The following is a 25,531-nucleotide window of genomic DNA, read 5'->3' on the forward strand; positions in this document are numbered from 1 at the left end:
CTGGTTTTTTGCTTTTAGAAGCTTAGGTGATGATCATCTCTTCAGGTTTTGTACTATTTATCACACGCATTGATTCATCAAAATTAAAACCTATGTCTTTGTAAATTATCAATTATTATCTATTGATAAAATTTGCTTAAAAATTGAATTCCATTTCTTTTAATTTGCCTTACATATTTACTTAAAGCCAAACTTTATTAAGCAATCTGTTGATGCAATTTTTGTAAAAAAGTATCCGCATCTAATTTACTTGGGAACTCTTTATGATAAATGCCAGTCGCTTTTTGATTATTTGGCGTGTATTCAATATCCACAAGAAAGTTTTGATTAATCATGTTCTTAGAAACATGTATCGCAATAATATGCGATGAGTTCAAGTAAAAACCATCTTCGATTTTAACTAACATAGCACAACCTCAAACTTTAAACATTAGAAGTAATAACAAAAAAGCTCACCATACGATGAGCTTATTATTTAACTAATTTAAAGTGAATATTACACCAAATTAATGAATAGTAAAAATTTTTAGTTTTTTATATGTAACTGAATAATTATAGCTATTGTAATTGTAGTTAGGACTTACGTAATATTCTTTTACTATTTTTTGTGGCAGAAGATGATTTTTGTCTAAAATAAAAACTCAAAATATGAGAATGAATAGTTTCAATTAAAATACACTTGAGGTGTTATCATTAGAGGATATATTTTTGCATATCATCATACTCACTGTTTAAAACCATAATATGATGATATGGCAGACAAATTCTCATAGAAAATCAGTGACAAACTCCGCATTTACGACATTCTTTTTTCACCACAGCATTCGCATCAATTTCATATTCAAATTTGTGTATACACAAGATTTTCTTTAAGGTTTGTAGCATTCATTCTCTCCTATTGTGAATCCACCTTTCATTTATGTTTTATCCTAAAACATCATTTTTTAATAAAGGTGTCTCATATTTTTAACATATCTGTGCGCCAATTCAAGTTATTTATCCAGTAACACGCTAAGACTTTAGTCTATATTTTATGCTTAATTTTCAAATCATGAGAATTTGATAAGCCTCTGTTTTTCATCATCAATTAGCTTTGCTGTAGTTACGAAAAATTGTCAATATTTTCATTGCATTCAGATTTTTTTTGGTTAGGATGAAATTATGTTTTTTCTATTTAATAGTTTTTAAATGGAATGGATTGAATAAACATAAATTAAATCAACCAATCACAACAAAATAAAAGGATATTGTATGCAAGGAAATATGATGTTTCAGCCCCTGTTGATTAGTAATTTAATCGAACATGCTGCACGTTATCATGGCGATACCGCAATCATTTCTAAAAATACCGATGGCACAATTACCACGACCAATTGGACGCATGTCGCGGAAAACTCAAAACGTTTTGCAAATGCTTTGGCTGATTTAGGCGCAGTACATGCCGATCGTATTGCGACGATTGCTTGGAATAATCATCGTCATTTAGAAGCTTGGTATGCAATTTCTGGTAGCGGTATGGTTTGTCATACAATTAACCCGCGTTTATTTCCAGAACAATTAATTTTTATTATTAATGATGCAAAAGATAAAGTCGTTTTATTTGATAAAACGTTCTTGCCTTTGATTCGTGCGGTTAAGGCACATACGCCAAATGTTGAACATTTTATTTGTCTAAGTGCGTTTGACCAAGAAGTTGTTGACGCTTTGCCTGATGTCAAATTTTATGATGCATTAATCGCAGACCATTCTGCACAGTTTGAATGGCCAAGTTTTGATGAAAATACTGCAAGTTCACTGTGTTATACCTCTGGGACGACAGGTAATCCTAAAGGTGCTTTATACAGCCATCGCTCTACCATTTTACATACTTACGCAATCTGCCTTCCAGACTCACTCAATCTATCGGCCAATAATGTCATGTTACCTGTTGTGCCGATGTTCCATGTCAATGCTTGGGGAACCCCTTATGCTGCGGCAATGGTAGGTTGTACTTTTGTGCTTCCAGGACCAGGCTTAGATGGTGCAAGTCTCGTCCATATGATTGATGAATATAAGGTAACAGTGGCCTTAGGCGTACCGACCATTTGGCAAGGATTACTTGCTGCAGCCAAACAAACAGGGAGTCAGTTAGCAAGCTTAAAACATAATGTTGTCGGTGGCTCTGCTTGTCCACCTGCCATGATGAAAGCTTTCCGAGATTTGTATAATTGTGAAACCATTCATGCTTGGGGCATGACGGAGATGAGTCCACTTGGCACGAGTAATCAACTTAAAGCCAAACATCATAAATTATCAGCAGATGAGCAACTTAATGTGCGCTTATCACAAGGTCGCCCTCCTTTTGGAGTCGACTTACGTATTACGGATGAAGAAAATGGTACGCATGAAGTCAGTCGAGATGGACATAGCACAGGTAATTTACAAGTCAAAGGACATTGGATTATTGAATCTTATTATGGCAAATCCGATAACGCCCTAACTGCTGATGGCTGGTTCGACACTGGTGATATTGCCTCTATCAATGAAGATGGTTATTTACTGCTTAGTGATCGTGCCAAAGATTTAATTAAATCAGGTGGTGAATGGATTTCATCAGTTGAATTAGAAAATATTGCCATGAGTCACCCTGAAATTGCGATGGCTGCTGTTATTGCGGCAACACATCCAAAATGGGATGAACGCCCTGTAGTGATTGCGATCAAACAACAAGGCTCAGAAATCACTGAAGATGATCTTTTGAATTATTATGCGGATAAAATTGCCAAATGGCAGATTCCAGATAAAGTCATTTTTGTTGATTCCATTCCTTTAACAGGGACAGGTAAAATGCTGAAAAAGGATCTACGAGATCAATACGGCTCAGTTTTATTAGAAAATTAATTGACTTAAAAATATTTACAGTATAGACCTTAAGTTTTATCACTTTTAATTTCCCTCTTTGCCAAAAGAGGGAAATTTCACATTGTTTTCTAGTATAAACCTGAATGCAAATATCTTAATTTATGTTATTAATAGCATCAGCTTTCAAACATAGAGATGAGATTTACCATGTACACAGGTATCGTGCTTGGCACTGAAAAAATTCACCAGATCGAAAAACATGAAGGCTATGCCACGATTTTTGTTGAAAATAGTCAAGGATTTCTCGATGATGTGTTTATTGGTGCGAGTGTGGCGATTGATGGCACATGTTTAACCGTAACAGGGATAAATGTAGATAAAAGTTTAGTCAGTTTTGATATTTCTGACCTAACATTATCCGTTACAACGCTTGGTAATTTAAAAGAGAATAGCTTAGTTAATATTGAGCGTTCATTTAAAATTGGTATGGAGAATGGTGGACATAACTTATATGGACACATCGAAGGGACAGCACAAGTTAAAAATATTCTAAAAAATGGTCAAACTTTACATTTAGATATTGAAATACCAAAAGAAAAAATTAAATACTTTTTCCTCAAAGGATTTATTGGTCTACATGGATGCAGTTTAACTGTAAATCAGGTAGATAAAGTAAATCATCTCATTTCTGTTGATTTAATCCCAGAAACTATTCGCCTAACCAATTTTTCAGAATTACAAGTTGGGGATTATTTAAATTTTGAGATCGATCAAACTACACGCACATTGGTCGATACTTTAGAAAATATTCATGCAAGAAACTAAAATTTAATAGCGAACTCTTAAAGTCTCTGAAAATATTTATAAATTTTTAAGTTTCACTTTAAAAAGTAATCTTTATTGAGCAGCATCTATATTTTTTATATAGATGCTTTTTTACTATTAAATCACTTTAGGTTTAACTCAGCAATATGGTTAAAATGTCTTCAAAATTATTTAAATCTGCTTTTATTTAATGAATAAACTTATAAATCTTGAGTTTTGTAACTAAAATTACAATTTGCAACATAACTATCAATGAAATACTTTAAAAAAGTCACAGTAAAAAAATTACTTCCATGTTTGAATCTGCATCTTAACGAAGTACGATAAAAATAATCTTGGACAGGTAAATCCAAAGGATATAAGGATGAATCAATGAGTTTTCTCAACCCAACCGTTATAACATTCGTGTTATACATCATCGCTATGGTCGCTATTGGGCTATATGCGTATAAATCAACTTCAAATTTCTCTGACTACATTTTGGGGGGACGTAGTTTAGGGAGTGTGGTCACAGCACTTTCAGCGGGTGCATCTGATATGAGTGGCTGGTTGTTAATGGGGCTACCAGGTGCAATTTATTTATCAGGATTATCAGAAGCTTGGATTGCTATTGGTTTAATTGTTGGTGCTTGGTTAAACTGGTTATTGGTTGCTGGACGTTTACGTGTACATACCGAAGTCCAAAATAATTCACTTACCCTGCCCGATTATTTTACCAGCCGTTTTGGGGACAAAAAGAAAGTGTTACGTGCCATTTCGGCATTGGTCATTTTAATATTTTTTGCAATCTACTGTGCCTCGGGTATGGTCGCAGGTGCGCGCTTATTCGAAAGTATTTTTGGTTTATCTTACAGCACTGCTTTATGGATCAGCGCTATTGCAACCATTAGTTATGTGTGTATTGGTGGATTCCTTGCAATCAGTTGGACAGACACTTTCCAAGCAGGTTTAATGATTTTCGCCTTACTCATTACTCCAATTATGGCGTACTTAGCCATCGGTGATATATCCCAATTTAATCACTTGCTTGAAACTGCTCGTCCGCATGCAGCCAATATATTTTCAGGTTTAAGTGCTGTGGCGATTATTTCATCTTGTGCTTGGGGCTTAGGCTATTTTGGTCAACCACATATTTTAGTCCGTTTTATGGCAGCAGATTCGGTCAAAACCATTCCAAATGCACGACGTATTGGTATGACATGGATGATCTTATGTCTAGGTGGTGCTGTAGCTGTGGGCTATATCGGAATTGCCTATTTTCAAGCACATCCAAGTAGTGTAGTTGCACAAAACCATGAAACTATTTTTATGGAATTGACCAAAATTTTGTTTAATCCATGGATTGCTGGGGTTGTTTTAGCAGCGATTTTAGCGGCAGTTATGAGTACTTTAAGTTGCCAGCTTTTGGTGTGCTCAAGTACTTTAACTGAGGATTTATACAAAGGTTTTATTCGTAAAAATGCCTCACAAAGTGAATTAGTTTGGGTCGGTCGTTTAATGGTTTTAGCCATTTCGGTATTGGCAATTATTTTAGCATTTAACCCAACCAGTAAAGTTTTAGGCTTAGTCGCATATGCTTGGGCTGGCTTTGGTGCCGCATTTGGTCCATTGATTATCTTGTCTTTATTCTGGAAACGCATGACTTTGAATGGTGCAATCGTGGGGGTGGTTGTCGGTGCAGTAACCGTCATCGCATGGGAAATGACATTGAAACAAGCAACTGGTTTATATGAAATTGTACCAGGCTTTGTATTGTCATTTATCAGTATCATTGTGGTGAGTTTATTAGGTAAAGCGCCATCAAATGAAGTCGTTGAACGTTTTGAGCATGCTGATCGTTTGTATAAACAGGAAATGCAAGAGATGAAAACTAAGTAATGGATTGGTTAGCTTAATCTTTATGGAGCCTAAGCTAAAATCTATATCACATCTGGGGCGCTAAGCCCCATTTTTATTGATTAATATCATTTTTTACTGCGAGGTTTAAAGTTCAAATGTAATTGTGAACTGTCTTTAATCACTTCCATCACTGGATAACTGCGTGTTTCTTTTACACCTGGTAAGCGCCATAACACATTGCCAGAAATTCGTCGAAATTCATCCATATTGGCACAGCGAATTTTGACTAAAAAATCAAAGCCACCACTAATCATATGACATGCCATGATTTCAGGATATTGAACAACTGCCTCTGAAAATTCATCCAAAGCATTTGGTGTGGTTTTATCCAATAATATTTCAACAAAAACCACAAAATTTGCCCCTAATATCAACGGGTTTAATTTGGCTTCATACCCTAAGATATAGCCATCCGCCGTTAATTTTTGTACCCGTGCCAAAGCAGCTGTTGCTGACAAATTGACTTCCTCTGCCAATTTGGTATTTGAAATTCGACCATCTTTTTGTAGGATATCTAAAATCTTGATATCTATTCGGTCTAAACTTAAAAATCCGCCATCCATTTGAATTATTCTCTAAAAATGATCTAAATTATAGTGAGTTTCACTATGAATATTCTGTAATCATAAATTATATAAGGCAATTTGCTCAACATAAATTTATCGTCACAGGATGTTGACATGAACACAATCGATCTCAATTCTGCAATGGATATTTCGTCAAAAAATCCAGATTACATTACTGAATTTAAAGAAAAAACTGATTTTGAAATCGCAATTAATACTACTTGGCGACGCTCAGAACCTGAATGTGTTGAAAACTTATTAGAACATACACACATCTCAGATGAGATGAATCATAAAATTTATGACATTGCATTTAACTTGGCGCATAGCTTAAGAGATCGTAAAAGCTCCTCGGGAAAAGCAGGTATCGTGCAAGGTTTATTACAAGAATTTTCTTTGTCTTCTCAAGAAGGCATTGCACTGATGTGTTTGGCAGAGGCTTTGCTGCGAATTCCTGATGCAGCGACACGTGATTTACTGATTCGGGACAAAATTAATCAAGGAAATTGGAAAGAACACTTAGGGCAAAGTAATTTAATGTTTGTCAATGCTGCAGCATGGGGGCTCATGCTGACAGGTAAATTGATGGAAACCCCAAAACAAAAAAGCTTATCGAGTATCTTAACTTCACTCTTGGCACGTACAGGTAAAGGCATTATCCGCAAAGCAGTCGATGTTGCTATGCGCATGATGGGTGAGCAATTCGTAACAGGTGAAACCATCGAAGAAGCCTTAGACAATGCCAAAACTCTTGAGGACAAAGGCTTCCGCTATTCGTATGATATGCTTGGTGAAGCAGCTCTCACAGAACATGATGCAAATCGTTATTTTGAAGATTATACTCAAGCTATTCATGCGATTGGTAAAGCATCTGTAGGTAAAGATGTTTATTCAGGCGCAGGAATTTCTATTAAATTATCCGCTTTACATCCTCGTTATCAACGTGCGCAAATCGAGCGTGTACATAATGAACTCTACCCTCGCATTTTAAATCTCGCACTTTTGGCAAAAAAATATGACATCGGTTTAAATATCGATGCTGAAGAAGCAGACCGTTTAGAGCTATCTTTAGAATTGTTGGAACGCTTATGTTTTGAACCTGCATTGAGTGATTGGAAAGGCATTGGTTTTGTCATTCAAGCCTATCAAAAACGTTGTTTCAATGTGGTTGATTATATTATTGACCTTGCAAAACGTAGCCAAAAACGCCTGATGATTCGCTTAGTAAAAGGTGCATATTGGGACAGTGAGATCAAAAAAGCGCAAATTGATGGCATGTCTGACTATCCTGTATTTACTCGAAAAGTACATACAGACTTGTCTTATATCGCCTGTGCCAAAAAATTGTTAGCAGCACCTGAGGCGATCTACCCACAATTTGCAACGCATAATGCCCAAACATTAGCCACTATTTATCAATTGGCTGACCCTAGCAAATATTATGTCGGTCAATATGAATTCCAATGTTTACATGGAATGGGCGAACCTTTATACGAGCAAGTTGTTGGAGATAAACAAGACAATAAACTTGGTGTACCTTGTCGTATTTACGCCCCTGTTGGTAATCATGAAACTCTACTTGCGTATTTGGTAAGACGTTTATTAGAGAATGGTGCAAATACCTCATTTGTAAACCGTATTGCTGATAAAAATATTAAAATAGAAGATTTGATTGAAAACCCAATCCAAGAAATTACTGAAAATGCAAAACATGATCATGTCATTGGCATGAAGCACCCTGCCATTCCATTACCTAAAGATCTTTTACAGCCTATTCGTCAAAACTCAATTGGTTTAGATTTAGCAAATGACAGTGAGTTAGCACAGCTCAATGCAACTGCTCTCAAGCTCTCAAGTTACCAATGGCAAAGCCACAGTTTAGTTGATCAATTAGAGATACAAACTTTAGATCATTTACCTAAAGTGGAAATTCGTAATCCTGCCAATCATCAAGATCTCGTTGGAACAGTTATTGAAGCAGACACAGCTCAAGTTGATTTAGCTTTACAAAATGCACAGTATGCATTTGAAACATGGAACAATACCCCTAAAAATCAACGTGCTACATATTTATTCAAAGCTGCGGATTTGATGGAAGCACGTCTTGAAGAATTGATGCTGTTGTTGTGCCGAGAAAGTGGTAAAACCTATAGCAATGGTATTGCAGAAGTACGTGAAGCTGTTGATTTTTTAAGATATTATGCTGCACAAATGCAAAGTATTTCAAAAGCTACTGCATTAAAAGCGCTTGGTACTGTACTATGCATTAGCCCTTGGAATTTCCCACTAGCAATCTTTACAGGACAAGTTGCAGCAGCTTTGGTTGCAGGCAACACAGTCATTGCTAAACCTGCTGAACAGACCCCACTGATTGCAGCGCAGGCAATCCAAATACTCTGGGAAGCAGGCATTCCAAAAGCCGTTGTACAGTTATTACCAGGTCGTGGTGAAACAGTCGGTGCAAAACTTTCACAAGATGAACGTATTCAAGGTATTATGTTTACTGGCTCTACTGAAGTTGCCAAAATTTTACAGAAAACCGTTGCACAGCGTGTTAGTCCAACAGGCCAACCTATTCCGTTAATCGCAGAAACAGGCGGACAAAATGCCATGATTGTGGATTCATCTGCACTCACGGAACAAGTGGTTTTAGATGCCGTTAATTCTGCTTTTGATAGTGCGGGTCAACGTTGCTCTGCGTTGAGGGTGCTATGCGTACAAGAAGACAATGCAGATGTTCTCATCAAAATGTTAAAAGGTGCGATGCAGCAACTGCGTATGGGCAATCCTATCTTGCTCAAAACAGACATTGGCCCCGTAATTGATGTAGAAGCTCAGCAAAATATCGAAAAACATGTTAATACAATGCGAGATAAAGGTTATCCAGTACATCAATTGGCATATACAGATGATGAGCAATTAAAGTCGGATCAGGGGACTTTTATCACACCAACAGTGATTGAACTCCCTAATTTAAATGATTTAAAACGTGAAGTATTCGGCCCTGTTTTACATATTATTCGTTATAAATATGGTGAATTAAAACAGTTATTGGCACAAATCAATGCCAAAGGTTATGGCTTAACCATGGGTTTACATACTCGAATTGATGAAACTATTCAAACCACTATCGCACATGCCGAAGTTGGAAATTTATACATTAACCGTAATATTGTTGGTGCGGTTGTAGGTGTACAGCCATTTGGTGGCGAAGGCTTATCTGGTACAGGACCAAAAGCTGGCGGCCCAATCTATTTATATAAATTAATGCAACACTGTCATCTGCCTGAACAGCCTTTTGGTATTATCAAAACGATAACTTCTCCAGAAATTAATCCTGTTTATAATGCTTTAAACCTTTGGGCAAGTCAGCATTATTCAGACTTTAAATTAAACGTTTATAATAAGATTACAGGCTTATACGAGCTTCCTGGACCAACTGGTGAGTCAAATCAGTACTGTATTTTACCAAGAGCTAAAGTCTTGTTAATAGCCCAACATGAACATGCTGTTTTACAACAGCTTGCAGCTGTTTTCTCAGTAGGTGCTCATGCCGTTTTCTCTAATCAGAATGCAATAGCCTTGCAGCTTTTACAAAAATTACCACAGGAGATTCAACAGCATATTTCCCTGATAGATGATGTGTTAATAGGTGATTTTGATGCCGTACTGAGTCATGGTGATATTAATTCCTTACGCGAATTACAACAACAAATCAGCAAGCGTGAAGGTGCTATTATCAGTATTTATCATACAAATCATGAAAATGATCATATCCCATTAGAACGTTTAATTATTGAACGTGCAATCAGTATTAATACTGCTGCTGCAGGTGGTAATGCAAGTTTGATGACTTTAGAAAGTTAATAGGGATAATTTTCTTTCTAAAGAATAAAAATAATAACTCCATCAAATTGATTCTGGTAACCCAAGTTTTCAAATAGAAAGCTTGGGCTTTTTCATTAAAGTTAAATGCTCAATTTCCTTAAAATCACACATAGATTATTTACTTAATTCATCAATTATAGAATTAAATAAACTTAAACCTATTAATCTGAGATTTTAGAATCAGAAACACTTGTTGTATTAACTAGATGAAATCTAGAATAAAAAACAAAAGATTATCATCAGTTAAGCAAGTTAGATAAATTACAATCACTTTGAATTTTCTACTCACAATTATAAATTCTATATTTAACGAAGTATGTTTTAAGTATAGACCATGAAAATGAAGTGAAATTGACTGAAGATGATGTGATGAGTTTGTTGGATTAATTTAAGAATCGATTGAATATAGTGAGATCAGGAAGGAAATAATATAGAAAGCCTAACGAACTAATGTAAACCCTCATCGAGAGGGTGATTTGATTTTTTCTGAATGTAAGCTTATATAATTTTCGATTGCAATACTCTCTTCACATAATTGTTGAGAAAATCTTTGTGAACCGTCTTTCTTTTTCTTTCTAATTTTATCTTTCTTTTTTGCATAAAAAAATCCCCCTGCGCTATAAGCGTCAAAGGGATTTGAATAATGAGCTGGCGATGACTTACTCTCACATGGGTAACCCCACACTACCATCAGCGCTAAGAGGTTTCACTTCTGAGTTCGGGAAGGGATCAGGTGGTTCACTCTTGCTATTGTCGCCAGCACAACTGTTTATGGATACTTGCTTAGTCTTACTTGTTTGCTAAGGTTTTTTCCAAAAGAGTTATTAACAGAATTTAATTTGAGCGAAATTGTATGTTCAAGCGTTATCTGAATCAAGTATTTTTAGATCATTTGATCTTTAATGAATCAATTAAGCTTTATACAACAACTGTTTGGGTGTTGTATAGTCAAGCCTCACGATCAATTAGTATTGGTCAGCTTCATACGTCGCCGTACTTCCACATCCAACCTATCAACGTCCTAGTCTTGAACGGATCTTTAGAGGACATAAAGTCCTAGGGAAATCTTATCTTGAGGTAGGCTTCCCGCTTAGATGCTTTCAGCGGTTATCCCTTCCGAACATAGCTACCCGGCGATGCGACTGGCGTCACAACCGGTACACCAGAGGTTCGTCCACTCTGGTCCTCTCGTACTAGGAGCAGATCCTCTCAAATTTCCAGCGCCCACGGTAGATAGGGACCGAACTGTCTCACGACGTTCTAAACCCAGCTCGCGTACCTCTTTAAATGGCGAACAGCCATACCCTTGGGACCTGCTTCAGCCCCAGGATGAGATGAGCCGACATCGAGGTGCCAAACACCGCCGTCGATATGAACTCTTGGGCGGTATCAGCCTGTTATCCCCAGAGTACCTTTTATCCGTTGAGCGATGGCCCTTCCATACAGAACCACCGGATCACTAAGACCTACTTTCGTACCTGCTCGACTTGTGGGTCTCGCAGTTAAGCGCGCTTTTGCCTTTATACTCTACGCGTGATTTCCGACCACGCTGAGCGCACCTTCGTACTCCTCCGTTACTCTTTAGGAGGAGACCGCCCCAGTCAAACTACCCACCAGACATGGTCCTCGCTCCAGATTATGGAGCAGAGTTAGAACCTCAATATTACCAGGGTGGTATTTCAAGATTGGCTCCACCGAAACTAGCGTCTCGGTTTCAAAGCCTCCCACCTATCCTACACAAGTAAGATCAAAGTTCAATGTCAAGCTGCAGTAAAGGTTCACGGGGTCTTTCCGTCTAGCCGCGGGTACACCGCATCTTCACGGCGATTTCGATTTCACTGAGCCTCTGCTGGAGACAGCGCCCCCATCATTATGCCATTCGTGCAGGTCGGAACTTACCCGACAAGGAATTTCGCTACCTTAGGACCGTTATAGTTACGGCCGCCGTTTACTGGGGCTTCGATCAAGAGCTTCGCTTACGCTAACCCCATCAATTAACCTTCCAGCACCGGGCAGGCATCACACCCTATACGTCCACTTTCGTGTTTGCAGAGTGCTATGTTTTTAATAAACAGTTGCAGGGGCCTAGTTTCTGTGGCTGCCAACAGCTCATCCCGCGAGGGGAATCACCACCGGCAGCGTACCTTCTCCCGAAGTTACGGTACCATTTTGCCTAGTTCCTTCAGCAGAGTTCTCTCAAGCGCTTTGGTCTACTCGACCTGACCACCTGTGTCGGTTTCGGGTACGATTCCTGTGTAACTGAAGCTTAGAGACTTTTCTTGGAAGTATGGTATCAGCCACTTTACTGTACAAGTACAGCTTGATATCAGTTCTCAGCATAGAGTACCCCGGATTTGCCTAAGATACATGCCTACAACCTTTCACCTGGACAACCAACGCCAGGCTGACTTAACCTTCTCCGTCCTCTCATCGCATTACACAGAAGTATTGGAATATTAACCAATTTCCCATCGACTACGCCTCTCGGCCTCGCCTTAGGGGTCGACTCACCCAGCCCCGATTAACGTTGGACTGGAACCCTTGGTCTTTCAGCGAACGGGTTTTTCACCCGTTTTGTCGTTACTCACGTCAGCATTCGCACTTCTGATACCTCCAGCAGACTTCTCAATCCACCTTCATCGGCTTACAGAACGCTCCCCTACCACGTATACATTGTATACATCCGCAGCTTCGGCATATAGTTTTAGCCCCGTTACATCTTCCGCGCAGGCCGACTCGACTAGTGAGCTATTACGCTTTCTTTAAAGGGTGGCTGCTTCTAAGCCAACCTCCTAGCTGTCTATGCCTTCCCACATCGTTTCCCACTTAACTATAATTTTGGGGCCTTAGCTGGCGGTCTGGATTGTTTTCCTCTTGACTACGGACGTTAGCACCCGCAGTCTGTCTCCCGGATAGTACTCATTGGTATTCGGAGTTTGCATCGGTTTGGTAAGTCGGGATGACCCCCTAGCCGAAACAGTGCTCTACCCCCAATGGTATTCGTCCGAGGCGCTACCTAAATAGCTTTCGGGGAGAACCAGCTATCACCGAGTTTGATTAGCCTTTCACCCCTATCCACAAGTCATCCCCTGGCTTTTCAACGACAGTGGGTTCGGTCCTCCAGTTAGTGTTACCCAACCTTCAACCTGCTCATGGATAGATCACCCGGTTTCGGGTCTATACCCAGCAACTATGCGCCCTATTAAGACTCGATTTCTCTACGGCTCCCCTATTCGGTTAACCTTGCTACTGAATATAAGTCGCTGACCCATTATACAAAAGGTACGCAGTCACCAAACAAGTTGGCTCCCACTGCTTGTATGCATGCGGTTTCAGGATCTATTTCACTCCCCTCACAGGGGTTCTTTTCGCCTTTCCCTCACGGTACTGGTTCACTATCGGTCAGTCAGGAGTATTTAGCCTTGGAGGATGGTCCCCCCATATTCAGACAAGGTTTCACGTGCCTCGCCCTACTCGTCATCATTATATGTGCCCTTTCGTGTACGGGACTATCACCCTCTACGGTCGCACTTCCCAGAGCATTCCGCTAAAACACATATAACTTAATGGGCTGATCCCCGTTCGCTCGCCGCTACTGAGGGAATCTCAATTGATTTCTTTTCCTAAGGGTACTGAGATGTTTCACTTCCCCTCGTTCGCCTCATATGACTATGTATTCATCATATGATACCTACCTTATGGTAAGTGGGTTTCCCCATTCAGAAATCTCCGGATCACAGGATATTTGCCGCCTCCCCGAAGCTTATCGCAGGCTATTACGTCTTTCATCGCCTCTGACTGCCAAGGCATCCACCACATGCACTTAATTACTTGACTATACAACCCCAAACAGTCGTTAACCCCTACAAGTAGGATTAAGACAATTAAGTAAATAATAAATTATTTATTTAATTTACAGTTCGAAGTACTGTGTATCTAAACACTGTACAGCTTCAATTAGATTCATATACCAAAACGCTTGATTCAGTTTTATCGCTAGTTACTCATTTCATTTAACTTTCACAATTGCTTGCTAAGTTAACTAAAACGAGTATGAACAATTTATTTCAACTCAAATATATTCTGTTAATGATTAACTACCGCCTCGTCAGCAAGTAGTAAACTGTGATAAATCACAGAAATTAATCAATTCAATTTTCATCAAATTCATTAATTTCTATAATCTATTATTTAGCCCGTACTCTTTAAAGTACATGGTGGAGACTAGGAGAGTCGAACTCCTGACCTCCTGCGTGCAAAGCAGGCGCTCTACCAACTAAGCTAAGTCCCCAGTTAAGATCTTAATGTATTCTGCTTTTCTGCACTCTTATCAGTAGTGGTGGGTCTGACAAGACTTGAACTTGTGACCCCACGCTTATCAAGCGTGTGCTCTAACCAACTGAGCTACAGACCCTCAGATACATCAATGAAGAACAACTTGTTGTGGATTCTTACCAATCGTCAATCTTTCGTTAAGGAGGTGATCCAGCCGCAGGTTCCCCTACGGCTACCTTGTTACGACTTCACCCCAGTCGTCGACCACACCGTGGTAAGCGTCCTCCTTGCGGTTAGACTACCTACTTCTGGTGCAATAAACTCCCATGGTGTGACGGGCGGTGTGTACAAGGCCCGGGAACGTATTCACCGCGGCATTCTGATCCGCGATTACTAGCGATTCCGACTTCATGGAGTCGAGTTGCAGACTCCAATCCGGACTACGATCGGCTTTTTGAGATTAGCATCCTATCGCTAGGTAGCAACCCTTTGTACCGACCATTGTAGCACGTGTGTAGCCCTGGTCGTAAGGGCCATGATGACTTGACGTCGTCCCCGCCTTCCTCCAGTTTGTCACTGGCAGTATCCTTAAAGTTCCCATCCGAAATGCTGGCAAGTAAGGAAAAGGGTTGCGCTCGTTGCGGGACTTAACCCAACATCTCACGACACGAGCTGACGACAGCCATGCAGCACCTGTATGTAGATTCCCGAAGGCACCAATCCATCTCTGGAAAGTTTCTACTATGTCAAGACCAGGTAAGGTTCTTCGCGTTGCATCGAATTAAACCACATGCTCCACCGCTTGTGCGGGCCCCCGTCAATTCATTTGAGTTTTAGTCTTGCGACCGTACTCCCCAGGCGGTCTACTTATCGCGTTAGCTGCGCCACTAAAGCCTCAAAGGCCCCAACGGCTAGTAGACATCGTTTACGGCATGGACTACCAGGGTATCTAATCCTGTTTGCTCCCCATGCTTTCGTACCTCAGCGTCAGTATTAGGCCAGATGGCTGCCTTCGCCATCGGTATTCCTCCAGATCTCTACGCATTTCACCGCTACACCTGGAATTCTACCATCCTCTCCCATACTCTAGCTTCCCAGTATCGAATGCAATTCCCAAGTTAAGCTCGGGGATTTCACATCCGACTTAAAAAGCCGCCTACGTACGCTTTACGCCCAGTAAATCCGATTAACGCTCGCACCCTCTGTATTACCGCGGCTGCTGGCACAGAGTTAGCCGGTGCTTATTCTGCGAGTAACGTCCACTCATCTTGGGTATTAACCAAAAGAGCCTCCTCCTCGCTTAAAGTGCTTTACAACCATAAGGCCTTCTTCACACACGCGGCATGGCTGGATCAGGGTTCCCCCCATTGTCCAATATTCCCCACTGCTGCCTCCCGTAGGAGTCTGGGCCGTGTCTCAGTCCCAGTGTGGCGGATCATCCTCTCAGACCCGCTACAGATCGTCGCCTTGGTAGGCCTTTACCCCACCAACTAGCTAATCCGACTTAGGCTCATCTATTAGCGCAAGGTCACAAGTGATCCCCTGCTTTCCCCCGTAGGGCGTATGCGGTATTAGCATCCCTTTCGGAATGTTGTCCCCCACTAATAGGCAGATTCCTAAGTATTACTCACCCGTCCGCCGCTAGGTCAGTTACCGAAGCAACCTCCCCCGCTCGACTTGCATGTGTTAAGCCTGCCGCCAGCGTTCAATCTGAGCCATGATCAAACTCTTCAGTTAAAATCATTTGTGCCTTTATTATAGAATAAGACACCAATTCTGGCTCATCAATTACTGACAAATTCTCTCAAATAAACTTCGAGTAATTTAAACCAATCAATCAATGATAATATTTCGATTAATCAATCAGTAAAAATCCACACAAGTTGTTCTTCATATTCTCTTAATGAATTATTTATCACCTCGTCAGTGATAAATAAAACGCAATAAACATTTAACAACTTAACCCGTTAAGCTAAGTTTGTTTGCTGTATCGCGTTGAGATGCAGCGTATTCTATAGAGTTTTTAAATGAACGCAAGCCCTATTTTTATTTATTTTCATCATCTGTGCTCTTTTTAATCACTTTTAGCTAAAAACTTCTTTTTTGTATATTTCATGACCATTTTCCCAGCAATAATCTAATAATGCTTAAAATTAGAGTTATTTTAGCCCCATATTACCTAGTAATATGAGCCAACTGAATTGGCATGTAAAAATGCTGGAATTAAACCCGTTAATGCTGCACGAATGTCTGCCCGTTCATTAATGAGTTGATGTGAGCCTTCTTCTAACATTAACAATGTCTGCAAACGAAATTTATGTCTTATAAATTCGATGTTGTATCGCCAATCAACCGTTTGGTCTTGTGCGCCTTGTGCAAGCCAAACAGGAATACGACAAGCTGGACGATTTTCCATTTCTTGCATCCATTTTGACATCGCTAAAATCCAATCCATCCCCATCATACGGGGTTGTAATGGGTCTTTAAGTCGCACAAAACGCAAAAATTCAGGATTGTGATTATTGCGTTTAAAGTGACGTGGCACTTCCCTTTTTATTCTACGGATAATGCCTAAACCAACAGGATTATGCCACCATGCTGATTTTGCTGGTCGTATTAAAGGTGACAGTAACAATACTCGTTCAATAATTGGATTTTCTCGGCGCTGTGCGTATTCTAATAAATGATGCATTAAAATCGCAGCACCCGTACTTTGTCCAATCCCCAACCACGGTTTAGGCAGTTGATTGGCGTTTTTTACATATTGATAAACTGCATGTAAGACTTGTTGATAATGATCAAAGTTTTGAATATTGGCAGGTGATCCATTGCTTAAACCATGTCCGGGTAAATCATAAGTTAAGACACTAAAACCCTGCTCAAGGATTTCTTGGATAATGGGTTGATAAATACCACTATGCTCAAGATAACCATGCAGTAAAAAGACTGTTCCTTTAATTTTTTCTACATCAGGCTGAAAGACTTGCACATGTAATTTAAATAAGGGCATTTCCACAAAGCCCTGCCAATGCTGCCCTTGTAATTGATTTAAGCCATATAAACGGCGATATGCATCAATCTCTCGAGAAGCGTGATAGGGTTTATTTAGATTTAACACTTCTAAGAGTTGTGGCGTTTCTTCTCGATTTGGAACAGGTAAATCAAGCTGTTTTAAAATCGTTGGATTTAAAAATGGAATATTTGACATTATGGCACCTCACGACAACCGCTAGAACCAAATAAAACATCTCGAATAGTAGCTAATGTTTCATAGTTTGCACGACGGCTGTGATTGTAATTTTGTTGGCTAGGTTGCCATTCTGTAAGTGGGGTTGGCATAGGTGCTTCAATTGGAATGGTTTCTATGCCATTTAAAGCAAATAAGCGACGAGTTCTAGGCATATGGTAACGATCAGTAATCAACAATACTGTAGGCGCTCCACCTTTCTTTTGTAATAGTAATGAACTAAAACGTGTATTTTCACAGGTATTCATACTTCTATTTTCAAGCAGATTAGCATCTACACCACGTGCTTTTAACCATGCTTGCATATAAGGTGCTTCAACACCACTTAAAACAATTGGCAATTTTACTTTTTTCTCTAACGCCACTGTAGTTTCTAATCTTAAACGGGTGTAATCGTTTACAATAATATCTTTTTGATTTTTATCCAAGGTGAGTCCACCACCCAACACTACAATTGCATAAGGTTGATTTGCAGCTTTGTTTTTTATATTCGCTTGGTTCTGTAAGCTGGCAATATCTTCTTGCACTTGTGAACTTGCCAATTGATCGTGCTGAGCTCGTTGCTGTGTCTCTGTATTTGGCTCCTCAATTGGATGTGTCTTTAAAAATTTAACATATTGATCCATTAAGGCTTTATTACTTTCATTATTTAAATCCAACAATGCTTTTACTGTTGCACCAGATTCATCTGCTTGCACTTCAGAACTCGCAGGCTCCATAACCAATGGAATCACTGGTTTATCCTCTTCATCTTGTTTTTCTTTTTGCTTTTCTACAATTTGCTCTTGTAATGCTTTATATCTTAATTGTAGTGTCGTTAAATCTTGAGCATTTTGCGTGTTGATCTCCTGCTCCATCAACTTCAAATAAGCTTGTCTTGCAATCCACAGATTTGATCCCGGTTCTAGATTTTCACTTTCCGAAAGAGCAGCATTTTGCTGACTTTGCGCAGCCAGTTGATTCACTTCAACAGGTACAAATGTATTAAGCAACTTGACCATTAAATTTGAATAAAATGGCGTATACCAAAAAACCATTAGACCCGCCAAAAGTACGAACAGAATCGAGATTCTTCGTACAACTTTGACCATCCAATGCTGTTTTTTCATGTTTTATTTACCTTAGATGTGGCTCAATCAAACCTAGTTCATTAAACAATACAGGTTCTGGCTCTAGTAAAACATTAAATTTATTGTAAACGTCTTGTTGTACCGCACGATAAGTCGCTTGCACATCATCTAAAGTTGCATCCGTATAATTCACCAAAACCAAAGCTTGTTTTTCAAACATTCCCACCTGATTTAAGCGTTTACCTTTCCAACCTGTTTGATCAATTAACCAACCTGCTGCAATTTTAACTCGTTCATTTGCTTGAGGATAATGCGGAATATTCGAAAATTCCAGACATAATTGTGATAAATCTGACTGAGAAATAATCGGATTCTTAAAAAAACTGCCAACATTAGGAAATACTTTAGGATCTGGCAACTTGCCTTGGCGAATACAAATCACTTGTTTTTGTAAATTTTCTGCAGAAAGATCATCTTGCATGGCTGCTTTTAAGTCGCCATAGTTTATTTTTAGATCAGGTTGTTTTAAAAGTTTAAAAATAACAGCCACGATCACATAGCGATTTGGATCATCTTTAAAAATACTATGTCGATATGAAAAATGACACTCTTGGGCAGTAATACACTTAAATTGTTGCTGCTGACGATCATAGACTTCAACTGACTCAATAAACTCACCCGCTTCAACCCCATATGCACCAATATTTTGTACAGGTGCTGCACCCACTCGTCCAGGAATTAGTGCTAAGTTTTGTAAACCATACAGCTTCTGGTTGGTCGTCCACAACACAAAATCATGCCAAACTTGTCCTGCTCCAACTTTTAAAGTTTGACTGCTTTCATTTTCAGATAAAAACTCAATGCCTTGAATATCCATATGCATCACCAAAGCATGAATATTCTTCGGTAATAACATATTACTCCCACCAGACAAAATCAAAACATTTAACTGTTCCGACTGAGCATAAGCCAATGCATCAATAACATCTTGTTTAGAATTGATTTTGACATAATCAGACACCAATACATCTAAATTCAGCGTATTAAACGCTTTAAGAGAAACGTTTTTTTGAATGTTCATGCAAAGCCTTAATTAATAGTGTGCTTGTTTTTTAAAATATTCAATCCATGCCTGACTGCTCGATTCGCATTGATCAAGCACACGTTCAAAACCTTCTGCACCGCCATAATAAGGATCAGGTAAGGCTTGCTTTAAATACTTAGGATCATACTCACTCATTAAAGCAATTTCTGCGCGAATATAACGTCCAAGATATTCACGTTCAGTTTTATTTTTTAAATCTTGAATATCTTGTAAATTTTCTAAGTCCATCGCCAAAATCAAATCAAACTCAAAAAAATCAACCATTTTTAATTGACGTGCGCGCAATGCGGATAAATCATAACCACGTGCTTTGGCATGAAATTGACTACGCTCATCAGGCGCTTTATTGGGATGGTAATTACTTGTTCCAGCGGAATCGACTTGAATATTGAGTTGATGCTTGTCGCAATATTGACGCAACACAACTTCGGCAGTAGGAGAACGGCAAATATTTCCTAAACACACACATAACACCTTGTATGGCGTTTTGGATGACATAACAACCTCAATTAATCATTTCTTTTTTCAAAGCTTATGTTAAGTTATTTGACAGACGAATCCCAGCGTAAGACAAAACAATAATGTTTAATTTATGACGAATAGATTAAGGATAATACACATGAGCCATTTTCAATTTCAAACTGTTGCCAATATCATCTCAGGTTTAGGCTCGATTCAAGAATTAAGTAATATTTTAACTGCTCAAAACTGCCAGAAAATACTTCTAGTCACTGATGCGGGCATGATTCAACACAATTTGCATCGTCCTATTTTAAATATCATTGAACAATTAAATCTAGATTATGTCATTTACGCTGAAGTACAAGCCGACCCTGCTGAGCGTATAATTTTAGATGCGGTAGATTTTGCAAAAAATCAAAATGTTGACAGTGTGATTAGTTTCGGTGGTGGCAGCTCAATGGACGTTGCTAAAGTCATTGCCATTTTAGCTGAACCACAGCAACAACAAACCATCCAAGATTTGTATGGGGTAAATAATGCCAAAGCTCCACGTTTGCCTTTGGTACTGATTCCGACCACCGCAGGTACAGGTTCAGAAGTTACCCCTATCTCAATTGTCACAACTGATGAAACTACCAAAACAGGCATCGTTGCACCAATTTTATATGCAGATGTTGCGATTTTAGATGCCAATTTTACAGTCGGCTTGCCTGCACATATTACCGCTGCGACAGGTATTGATGCGATGGTACATGCCATAGAAGCCTACACCTCTAAGATTAAGAAAAATTTCTATGCAGATATGCTCGCCAAACAAGCCCTTAAGCTTTTAAATAAAAATTTAGCGCTGGTTTTGCAAGATGGTTCAAACCTAGAAGCACGACAAAATATGTTATTGGGTTCAATGCTCGCAGGACAGGCATTTGCGAATGCACCTGTGGGCGCTGTACATGCATTGGCTTATCCGCTCGGTGGACATTTTCATTTATCGCATGGACATACCAATGCATTAGTATTGGTCGAGGTTTTAAAATTTAACGCGCCACATGCCAAACAACTTTATGCCGAACTGATGCAATGGCTTGACCCTTATAGCAAAGGCAGCACCGAAGGTTTATGTGATTTGTTTATTGACCACATGCAACGCCATTTAGATGAAAGTGGTTTAACCCTTAAACTCAGTCAACTGAATGTACCTGAAAATATGCTCGAGCGCTTGGCAGAAGACGCAATGTTACAAACGCGTTTATTGCAAAATAATCCAAGAGAAATGAGCAAACAACATGCTTTAGAGATTTACCAAGCGATTTATTAATCCCTTATGTTTATTGATTTTAATTAGATGAAAAATATGAAACCCGAAATAAAAACACGTTCAGCCTATTCGTTTTTATTTCCCATCCAAACTCGATGGGCAGACAACGACATTTATGGGCATGTCAATAATGTGACTTATTATAGTTATTTTGATACTGCAGCAAATGCGCTGTTAATTGAAAAAACAGGCTTTAATATTCATCATTCGCCAATTATAGGCTTAGTGGTTAACTCATCTTGTAATTTCTTACAAGAACTGACGTATCCTGAAATTATTGAAGTCGGTGTGGCAATTGCGAAAATCGGCAATTCTTCCCTCACTTATGACTTGGCTATTTTTAAACAAGGGCAAAATCAAGCATCTGCACAAGGCAGTTTTGTGCATGTTTTTGTTGAGCGTGAAACGAAAAAAAGCACCTCGATTCCACAAGAAATGCGCGATGCTTTACAGGCTTATTTAGTTGAATAAATTAAATTTTCAACTGAATATTTTGTAACTCACCATCAAAAGCATCCAATAGATTTTTGATCACAGGCTCAGCATGTAGCATCTCTGTTGCACGATTAAATGCACGAACTTTACGCTCATTTTGCATGTGAAATGGAGTAATACTCTCCACTTCACCATACTGCACATTAAACACAGTGTTTGACCATTGCTGTTTTAAAGATGCTTCCAACGCATGTTGGGTTTGATGTAATAAATTTTCATATTGTTTAGAGATCTGAAAGGTCGAATGACCATCAATTTGTCCGATCATGACACCATGTTGTGCTAACTCTTGAACAGCGGGTGATAAATTACTATTTCTAAACCAAAATTCCCATTTATCCACATTCCATTCACCTTCGAGCTGTTGTGGAGCAAGTTTTAAAATCTCTTGTGGGCTTTGTTGCGAATCGGATGATTGCTCTTGAACAATAGCGCTTAGATTTTGTGTAGAAATATGTGATTCAACATTTTCACTCACTAGCTGCTCAGGGATATTTTTTGAGATCGGCTGTTCAGACGGCGTTGATACATCGGCTGCAGGTGCTAGAAAAAATATATCTTCTGTGGCTGCAAGATTTTGTATAGGTTGCATATTTTCAGAAAAATCTGTGCCAAATGAAGTTAAACTCAAATCATCTGAATCTTGCACCTCCTTATTGTGTATTTGATTTTCATTTAATTGTTCGACAACTAAATTATCTTGATGCTGTGAATTTGCAACTACAGTACTTGTATCCTCAATCATTGTTTGAGGATTTAAGGTAGTGCTTGGATCTGCAATTTGTTCAGAATGAGAAACGATTTGTTGCTCAACATGATTTTGCGTTGCAGTTTCAATTTGTTCAGAAATTGCTTGCTGGGTAAGTTCAGGCTCAGGTACTAGGTCAGAAATAGAATCTTTAGTTGTATTTTCAATCTCTTGTGCTGTTATCTGTGTCTGAGTTTCATTTCTTTCAAAAATATCTTGTTCAGTAGATACAGCTTGTTGTTCTGAGATTTTGGATGCAACTTGTTGCGTTTCCACAGTTGGTGAAATAGTAATTTCATTGGTTTGCAAAGGTCTAAATGCTAGCAAACGCAACACAGTCATTTCAAAACCTTGTTCTTGCGTTACGGCAAGTTGCAAATCAGCCCGTCCTTTACATGCAATTTGATAATACAATTGTAAATCTTGCGCAGAAACCAACTGCGATAATGTCATGATTTTTTTATTAATTTCAGCGCTATATTTAAGGCTTAAATCTGGTAAGTATTGCAACATTGCCAACTCATGCAAGGTTGAAATAAACTGATCCAAAACCAAAGACACATCCAAAGCCTGTTGTCTAAATTGTAATAATAACTGACTAACACGCTCCCGTTGGTTTTGATGAATTGCCAAAATCAAATCATAAATAATAGTTCGGTCAATTAAACCGAGCATTTCTTTGACATCTTGATGATGAATCGCACCTTGACCATATGCAATTGCTTGATCTGTTAAAGACAGTGCATCACGCAATGAGCCTTGTGCAGACTCTGCAATTTGCCAAATCGCATCTTGTTCCGACTGAATACTTTCTTTATTTAAAATATCACTGAGATGATCAGTAATTTCGTCTACTGCCAAGGGGCGTAAAGTAAACTGCAAACAACGAGAAATTACGGTAATCGGTAACTTTTGTGGATCAGTGGTTGCAAATAGGAATTTGACGTGTGCTGGCGGCTCTTCCAAAGTTTTTAGCAAAGCATTAAAAGAATGCGTAGACAACATATGCACTTCATCAATCAAATAAACCTTGAAGCGACCTTGTGTTGGCGCATAAGGCACGTTATCTAACAACTCACGTGTGTCTTCAACTTTGGTTCTTGATGCAGCATCGATTTCAATCAGGTCAATAAAGCGCCCTTCATTGACTGCTTTACAGGTTGCACAAACTTCACATGGCGTAGAGGTAATTCCCGTTTCACAGTTTAAGCATTTAGCTAAAATACGTGCAATGGTCGTTTTACCCACCCCACGTGTTCCAGTAAAAAGATAAGCATGATGTAAACGTCCTCGATCTAAAGCACTGGTCAAGGCACGTGAAACATGATTTTGTCCAACCAATTCATTAAAATTTCGTGGGCGATATTTACGTGCAAGTACCTGATACATGAAAACTCCTCATTACAGCGTTAAGGATACTGTTTTTTTGCCTCAGAGTGAATGAACTATTCTAAATCTCATGCAATCTCTTTCATAGAAATCACCGAAACACAGAGAATTGGGTTAAAAATAGACTTAAACAACTTTTTCTAAAATAAACTCATGCCCTGATTCATAAGGTTGAGCGGTCAGATCATTTAAAATCTCAAATTGATCATTGTCATGATCATAAATCAAAGCATGTCTTTTTTTGATATTGCTTAATTCGAGCTGACTTTGTGCAGTATCTTTAAAGTACATTTTCCCTGTCAGTACTTGAGCGGTGTTTGCTTCTGACAAGCTTTCTAGCCGCAACTCAAAACTTTGATCAGGTTTTAAAGTCAAATCAACGGCTGTTCCCTCGCAACCTTCACAACGTGTTAGACAGTTTTCACAAGGTGTAACGCCTTGATAATGTCCAACCCATGCAATATTACTTTGCTTTTGCTCAAGCGTTTTTACTTCTTGATCTTGTTGTGCAAATGCTTCGGTATTAGACGAGTCGGAACAAGCGAATAAAACAGTGGTTGAAATAAAAGGAAATAATACCCATTTGTCCATAACAACTATTTTTCACATAAAAAGAGAAAATAAAATAACATGAATGAGATATTATTTGAAACAATATAACATTACCAAAAATTTTACTTTTGTAATGCTGACATCTAAATATAAAAGCGCTTAAAACATTTTTACAATTAAGCGCTAATATTTATTAACAGTAGAATCAATCTCATATTTGCATGCTTTGATTAATGATCATGCGTATCATGATAATGTTCACCGTCATGCTCATCATGGCCAATTCCTTCACCTAATGGTACAGCAGAACCCACGCCATTTTTTATTTCAGCCACAAAAGCACCTTTATCGGTAAATATTTTCATCACCGCATAAGCATCTTTATCTGCTTGGGTAATGGTAAAATAATTTATATCCTCAGGCAAACCTTCAAAACGCCCCCGCCAACGTACGATTCCTTCATCTAAAATATCTTTACTGACTAAAACACCATCTCGATTTAAGCCAAATTGCAACATTTGAATTTGAACATGATCACCTAACTGTTTAGCAGCTAAGCTCTGATGATCAAAAGAAAAATGATAATGTTGATCATCTTGTTGAGTTTCAGGTGAATGGCTAACCAATAATTGCCTATTCATTTCTAGCGGTTGCATGATTTGTGTATTTTCATGCGCTGTTCGATTTTTAAGGGTTTTTGCATCATGATCTGTTGGGTTATTCTGTCCATTTTTTTCATGCGATTGTTGTTTAGCAACCACTTCAGGAGAAGTCATTACACTTGGTTTAAAATAAAAAAATAGCATCGCAATCAGTACAATTGCGATGGAGAACATCAAAATTAACTTATTCAT

General features: G+C 38.8%; 15 protein-coding genes, 2 tRNA genes and 3 rRNA genes. 6 read left to right on the top strand and 14 right to left on the bottom strand.

Annotated features, from left to right (window positions below; translation table 11 throughout):
* Window positions 1-197: 197 nt before the first annotated feature.
* Window positions 198-407 carry a hypothetical protein gene (locus HUS24_RS04420; protein ID WP_173910827.1) on the bottom strand — a complete coding sequence of 70 codons (210 nt, stop codon included), beginning with the start codon at window positions 405-407 and terminating at the stop codon, window positions 198-200.
* Between the two features lie 844 nt (window positions 408-1,251).
* Here HUS24_RS04420 and HUS24_RS04425 point away from each other — a divergent pair.
* The 3 genes from HUS24_RS04425 (at window position 1,252) to putP (ending at window position 5,544) form a co-directional block, all read left to right on the top strand.
* Entirely contained in the window at window positions 1,252-2,880 is a 1,629-nt protein-coding gene (locus tag HUS24_RS04425; protein ID WP_173910829.1) for a long-chain-fatty-acid--CoA ligase, read from the top strand.
* 168 nt (window positions 2,881-3,048) lie between these two features.
* Window positions 3,049-3,666, top strand: a complete 618-nt coding sequence (locus tag HUS24_RS04430; RefSeq protein WP_173910831.1) for a riboflavin synthase subunit alpha — start codon at window positions 3,049-3,051, stop codon at window positions 3,664-3,666.
* Between the two features lie 372 nt (window positions 3,667-4,038).
* Window positions 4,039-5,544 carry a sodium/proline symporter PutP gene (putP, locus tag HUS24_RS04435; protein ID WP_173910833.1) on the top strand — a complete coding sequence of 502 codons (1,506 nt, stop codon included), beginning with the start codon at window positions 4,039-4,041 and terminating at the stop codon, window positions 5,542-5,544.
* Between the two features lie 86 nt (window positions 5,545-5,630).
* Here putP and HUS24_RS04440 read toward each other — a convergent pair whose 3' ends face one another.
* Window positions 5,631-6,128, bottom strand: coding sequence for an Lrp/AsnC ligand binding domain-containing protein (locus tag HUS24_RS04440; RefSeq protein WP_173910835.1), 498 nt, complete (start codon window positions 6,126-6,128; stop codon window positions 5,631-5,633).
* Window positions 6,129-6,245: 117 nt separating this feature from the next.
* On the opposite strand from HUS24_RS04440, the gene putA reads away from it, so the two are divergent.
* Entirely contained in the window at window positions 6,246-9,998 is a 3,753-nt protein-coding gene (putA, locus tag HUS24_RS04445; RefSeq protein WP_173910837.1) for a trifunctional transcriptional regulator/proline dehydrogenase/L-glutamate gamma-semialdehyde dehydrogenase, read from the top strand.
* Window positions 9,999-10,665: 667 nt separating this feature from the next.
* Here putA and rrf read toward each other — a convergent pair.
* From rrf to HUS24_RS04490, 9 genes are all read right to left on the bottom strand, one after another.
* Window positions 10,666-10,780, bottom strand: a 5S ribosomal RNA gene (gene rrf / locus HUS24_RS04450).
* 183 nt (window positions 10,781-10,963) lie between these two features.
* A 23S ribosomal RNA gene (locus HUS24_RS04455) occupies window positions 10,964-13,856 on the bottom strand.
* Window positions 13,857-14,234: 378 nt separating this feature from the next.
* Window positions 14,235-14,310 (bottom strand) — tRNA-Ala (locus tag HUS24_RS04460).
* Between the two features lie 46 nt (window positions 14,311-14,356).
* A tRNA-Ile gene (locus tag HUS24_RS04465) sits at window positions 14,357-14,433 on the bottom strand.
* Window positions 14,434-14,492: 59 nt separating this feature from the next.
* A 16S ribosomal RNA gene (locus HUS24_RS04470) occupies window positions 14,493-16,031 on the bottom strand.
* The 16S, 23S and 5S rRNA genes sit together here with 2 tRNA genes alongside, the layout of an rRNA operon.
* 442 nt (window positions 16,032-16,473) lie before the next feature.
* Window positions 16,474-17,502, bottom strand: coding sequence for an alpha/beta hydrolase (locus HUS24_RS04475; protein ID WP_173910839.1), 1,029 nt, complete (start codon window positions 17,500-17,502; stop codon window positions 16,474-16,476).
* Window positions 17,502-18,650, bottom strand: coding sequence for a YdcF family protein (locus tag HUS24_RS04480; protein ID WP_173910841.1), 1,149 nt, complete (start codon window positions 18,648-18,650; stop codon window positions 17,502-17,504). The genes HUS24_RS04475 and HUS24_RS04480 overlap by 1 nt, the downstream gene beginning before the upstream one ends.
* Window positions 18,651-18,657: 7 nt before the next feature.
* Window positions 18,658-19,692, bottom strand: coding sequence for a UDP-N-acetylmuramate dehydrogenase (gene murB, locus HUS24_RS04485; RefSeq protein WP_173910842.1), 1,035 nt, complete (start codon window positions 19,690-19,692; stop codon window positions 18,658-18,660).
* A 12-nt stretch (window positions 19,693-19,704) separates the two neighbouring features.
* The gene (locus HUS24_RS04490) at window positions 19,705-20,214 is read right to left on the bottom strand and encodes a low molecular weight protein-tyrosine-phosphatase (RefSeq protein WP_173910844.1); all 510 of its coding nucleotides are present in this window, start codon (window positions 20,212-20,214) and stop codon (window positions 19,705-19,707) included.
* A 121-nt stretch (window positions 20,215-20,335) separates the two neighbouring features.
* On the opposite strand from HUS24_RS04490, the gene HUS24_RS04495 reads away from it, so the two are divergent.
* The gene (locus HUS24_RS04495) at window positions 20,336-21,493 is read left to right on the top strand and encodes an iron-containing alcohol dehydrogenase (RefSeq protein WP_173910846.1); all 1,158 of its coding nucleotides are present in this window, start codon (window positions 20,336-20,338) and stop codon (window positions 21,491-21,493) included.
* A 36-nt stretch (window positions 21,494-21,529) separates the two neighbouring features.
* Complete coding sequence (locus HUS24_RS04500; RefSeq protein ID WP_173910848.1) at window positions 21,530-21,964, top strand: thioesterase family protein; 435 nt, start codon at window positions 21,530-21,532, stop codon at window positions 21,962-21,964.
* 1 nt (window position 21,965) lies between these two features.
* On the opposite strand, the gene dnaX is transcribed toward HUS24_RS04500, so the two are convergent.
* The 3 genes from dnaX to cpaB all read right to left on the bottom strand — a co-directional run bounded on the left by dnaX (window position 21,966) and on the right by cpaB (window position 25,531).
* Complete coding sequence (dnaX, locus tag HUS24_RS04505; protein ID WP_173910850.1) at window positions 21,966-24,125, bottom strand: DNA polymerase III subunit gamma/tau; 2,160 nt, start codon at window positions 24,123-24,125, stop codon at window positions 21,966-21,968.
* A 126-nt stretch (window positions 24,126-24,251) separates the two neighbouring features.
* Window positions 24,252-24,716: a copper resistance protein NlpE N-terminal domain-containing protein gene (locus HUS24_RS04510; RefSeq protein ID WP_173910852.1), complete on the bottom strand. Its 465-nt coding sequence runs from the start codon at window positions 24,714-24,716 to the stop codon at window positions 24,252-24,254.
* Between the two features lie 191 nt (window positions 24,717-24,907).
* Window positions 24,908-25,531: a metalloprotease secretion chaperone CpaB gene (cpaB, locus tag HUS24_RS04515; protein ID WP_173910854.1), complete on the bottom strand. Its 624-nt coding sequence runs from the start codon at window positions 25,529-25,531 to the stop codon at window positions 24,908-24,910.

The organism is Acinetobacter sp. Marseille-Q1618 (assembly GCF_902809855.1).
Classification (GTDB): Bacteria; Pseudomonadota; Gammaproteobacteria; order Pseudomonadales; family Moraxellaceae; genus Acinetobacter.

Coding starts and splice junctions, on each gene's coding strand:
- HUS24_RS04480 (WP_173910841.1), bottom strand. CDS start 18,650: ATGAAAAAACAGCATTGGATGGTCAAAGTTGTACGAAGAATCTCGATT.
- HUS24_RS04490 (WP_173910844.1), bottom strand. CDS start 20,214: ATGTCATCCAAAACGCCATACAAGGTGTTATGTGTGTGTTTAGGAAAT.
- HUS24_RS04425 (WP_173910829.1), top strand. CDS start 1,252: ATGCAAGGAAATATGATGTTTCAGCCCCTGTTGATTAGTAATTTAATC.
- dnaX (WP_173910850.1), bottom strand. CDS start 24,125: ATGTATCAGGTACTTGCACGTAAATATCGCCCACGAAATTTTAATGAA.
- HUS24_RS04495 (WP_173910846.1), top strand. CDS start 20,336: ATGAGCCATTTTCAATTTCAAACTGTTGCCAATATCATCTCAGGTTTA.
- HUS24_RS04440 (WP_173910835.1), bottom strand. CDS start 6,128: ATGGATGGCGGATTTTTAAGTTTAGACCGAATAGATATCAAGATTTTA.
- putA (WP_173910837.1), top strand. CDS start 6,246: ATGAACACAATCGATCTCAATTCTGCAATGGATATTTCGTCAAAAAAT.
- HUS24_RS04430 (WP_173910831.1), top strand. CDS start 3,049: ATGTACACAGGTATCGTGCTTGGCACTGAAAAAATTCACCAGATCGAA.
- cpaB (WP_173910854.1), bottom strand. CDS start 25,531: ATGAATAAGTTAATTTTGATGTTCTCCATCGCAATTGTACTGATTGCG.
- putP (WP_173910833.1), top strand. CDS start 4,039: ATGAGTTTTCTCAACCCAACCGTTATAACATTCGTGTTATACATCATC.
- HUS24_RS04420 (WP_173910827.1), bottom strand. CDS start 407: ATGTTAGTTAAAATCGAAGATGGTTTTTACTTGAACTCATCGCATATT.
- HUS24_RS04510 (WP_173910852.1), bottom strand. CDS start 24,716: ATGGACAAATGGGTATTATTTCCTTTTATTTCAACCACTGTTTTATTC.
- HUS24_RS04475 (WP_173910839.1), bottom strand. CDS start 17,502: ATGTCAAATATTCCATTTTTAAATCCAACGATTTTAAAACAGCTTGAT.
- murB (WP_173910842.1), bottom strand. CDS start 19,692: ATGAACATTCAAAAAAACGTTTCTCTTAAAGCGTTTAATACGCTGAAT.
- HUS24_RS04500 (WP_173910848.1), top strand. CDS start 21,530: ATGAAACCCGAAATAAAAACACGTTCAGCCTATTCGTTTTTATTTCCC.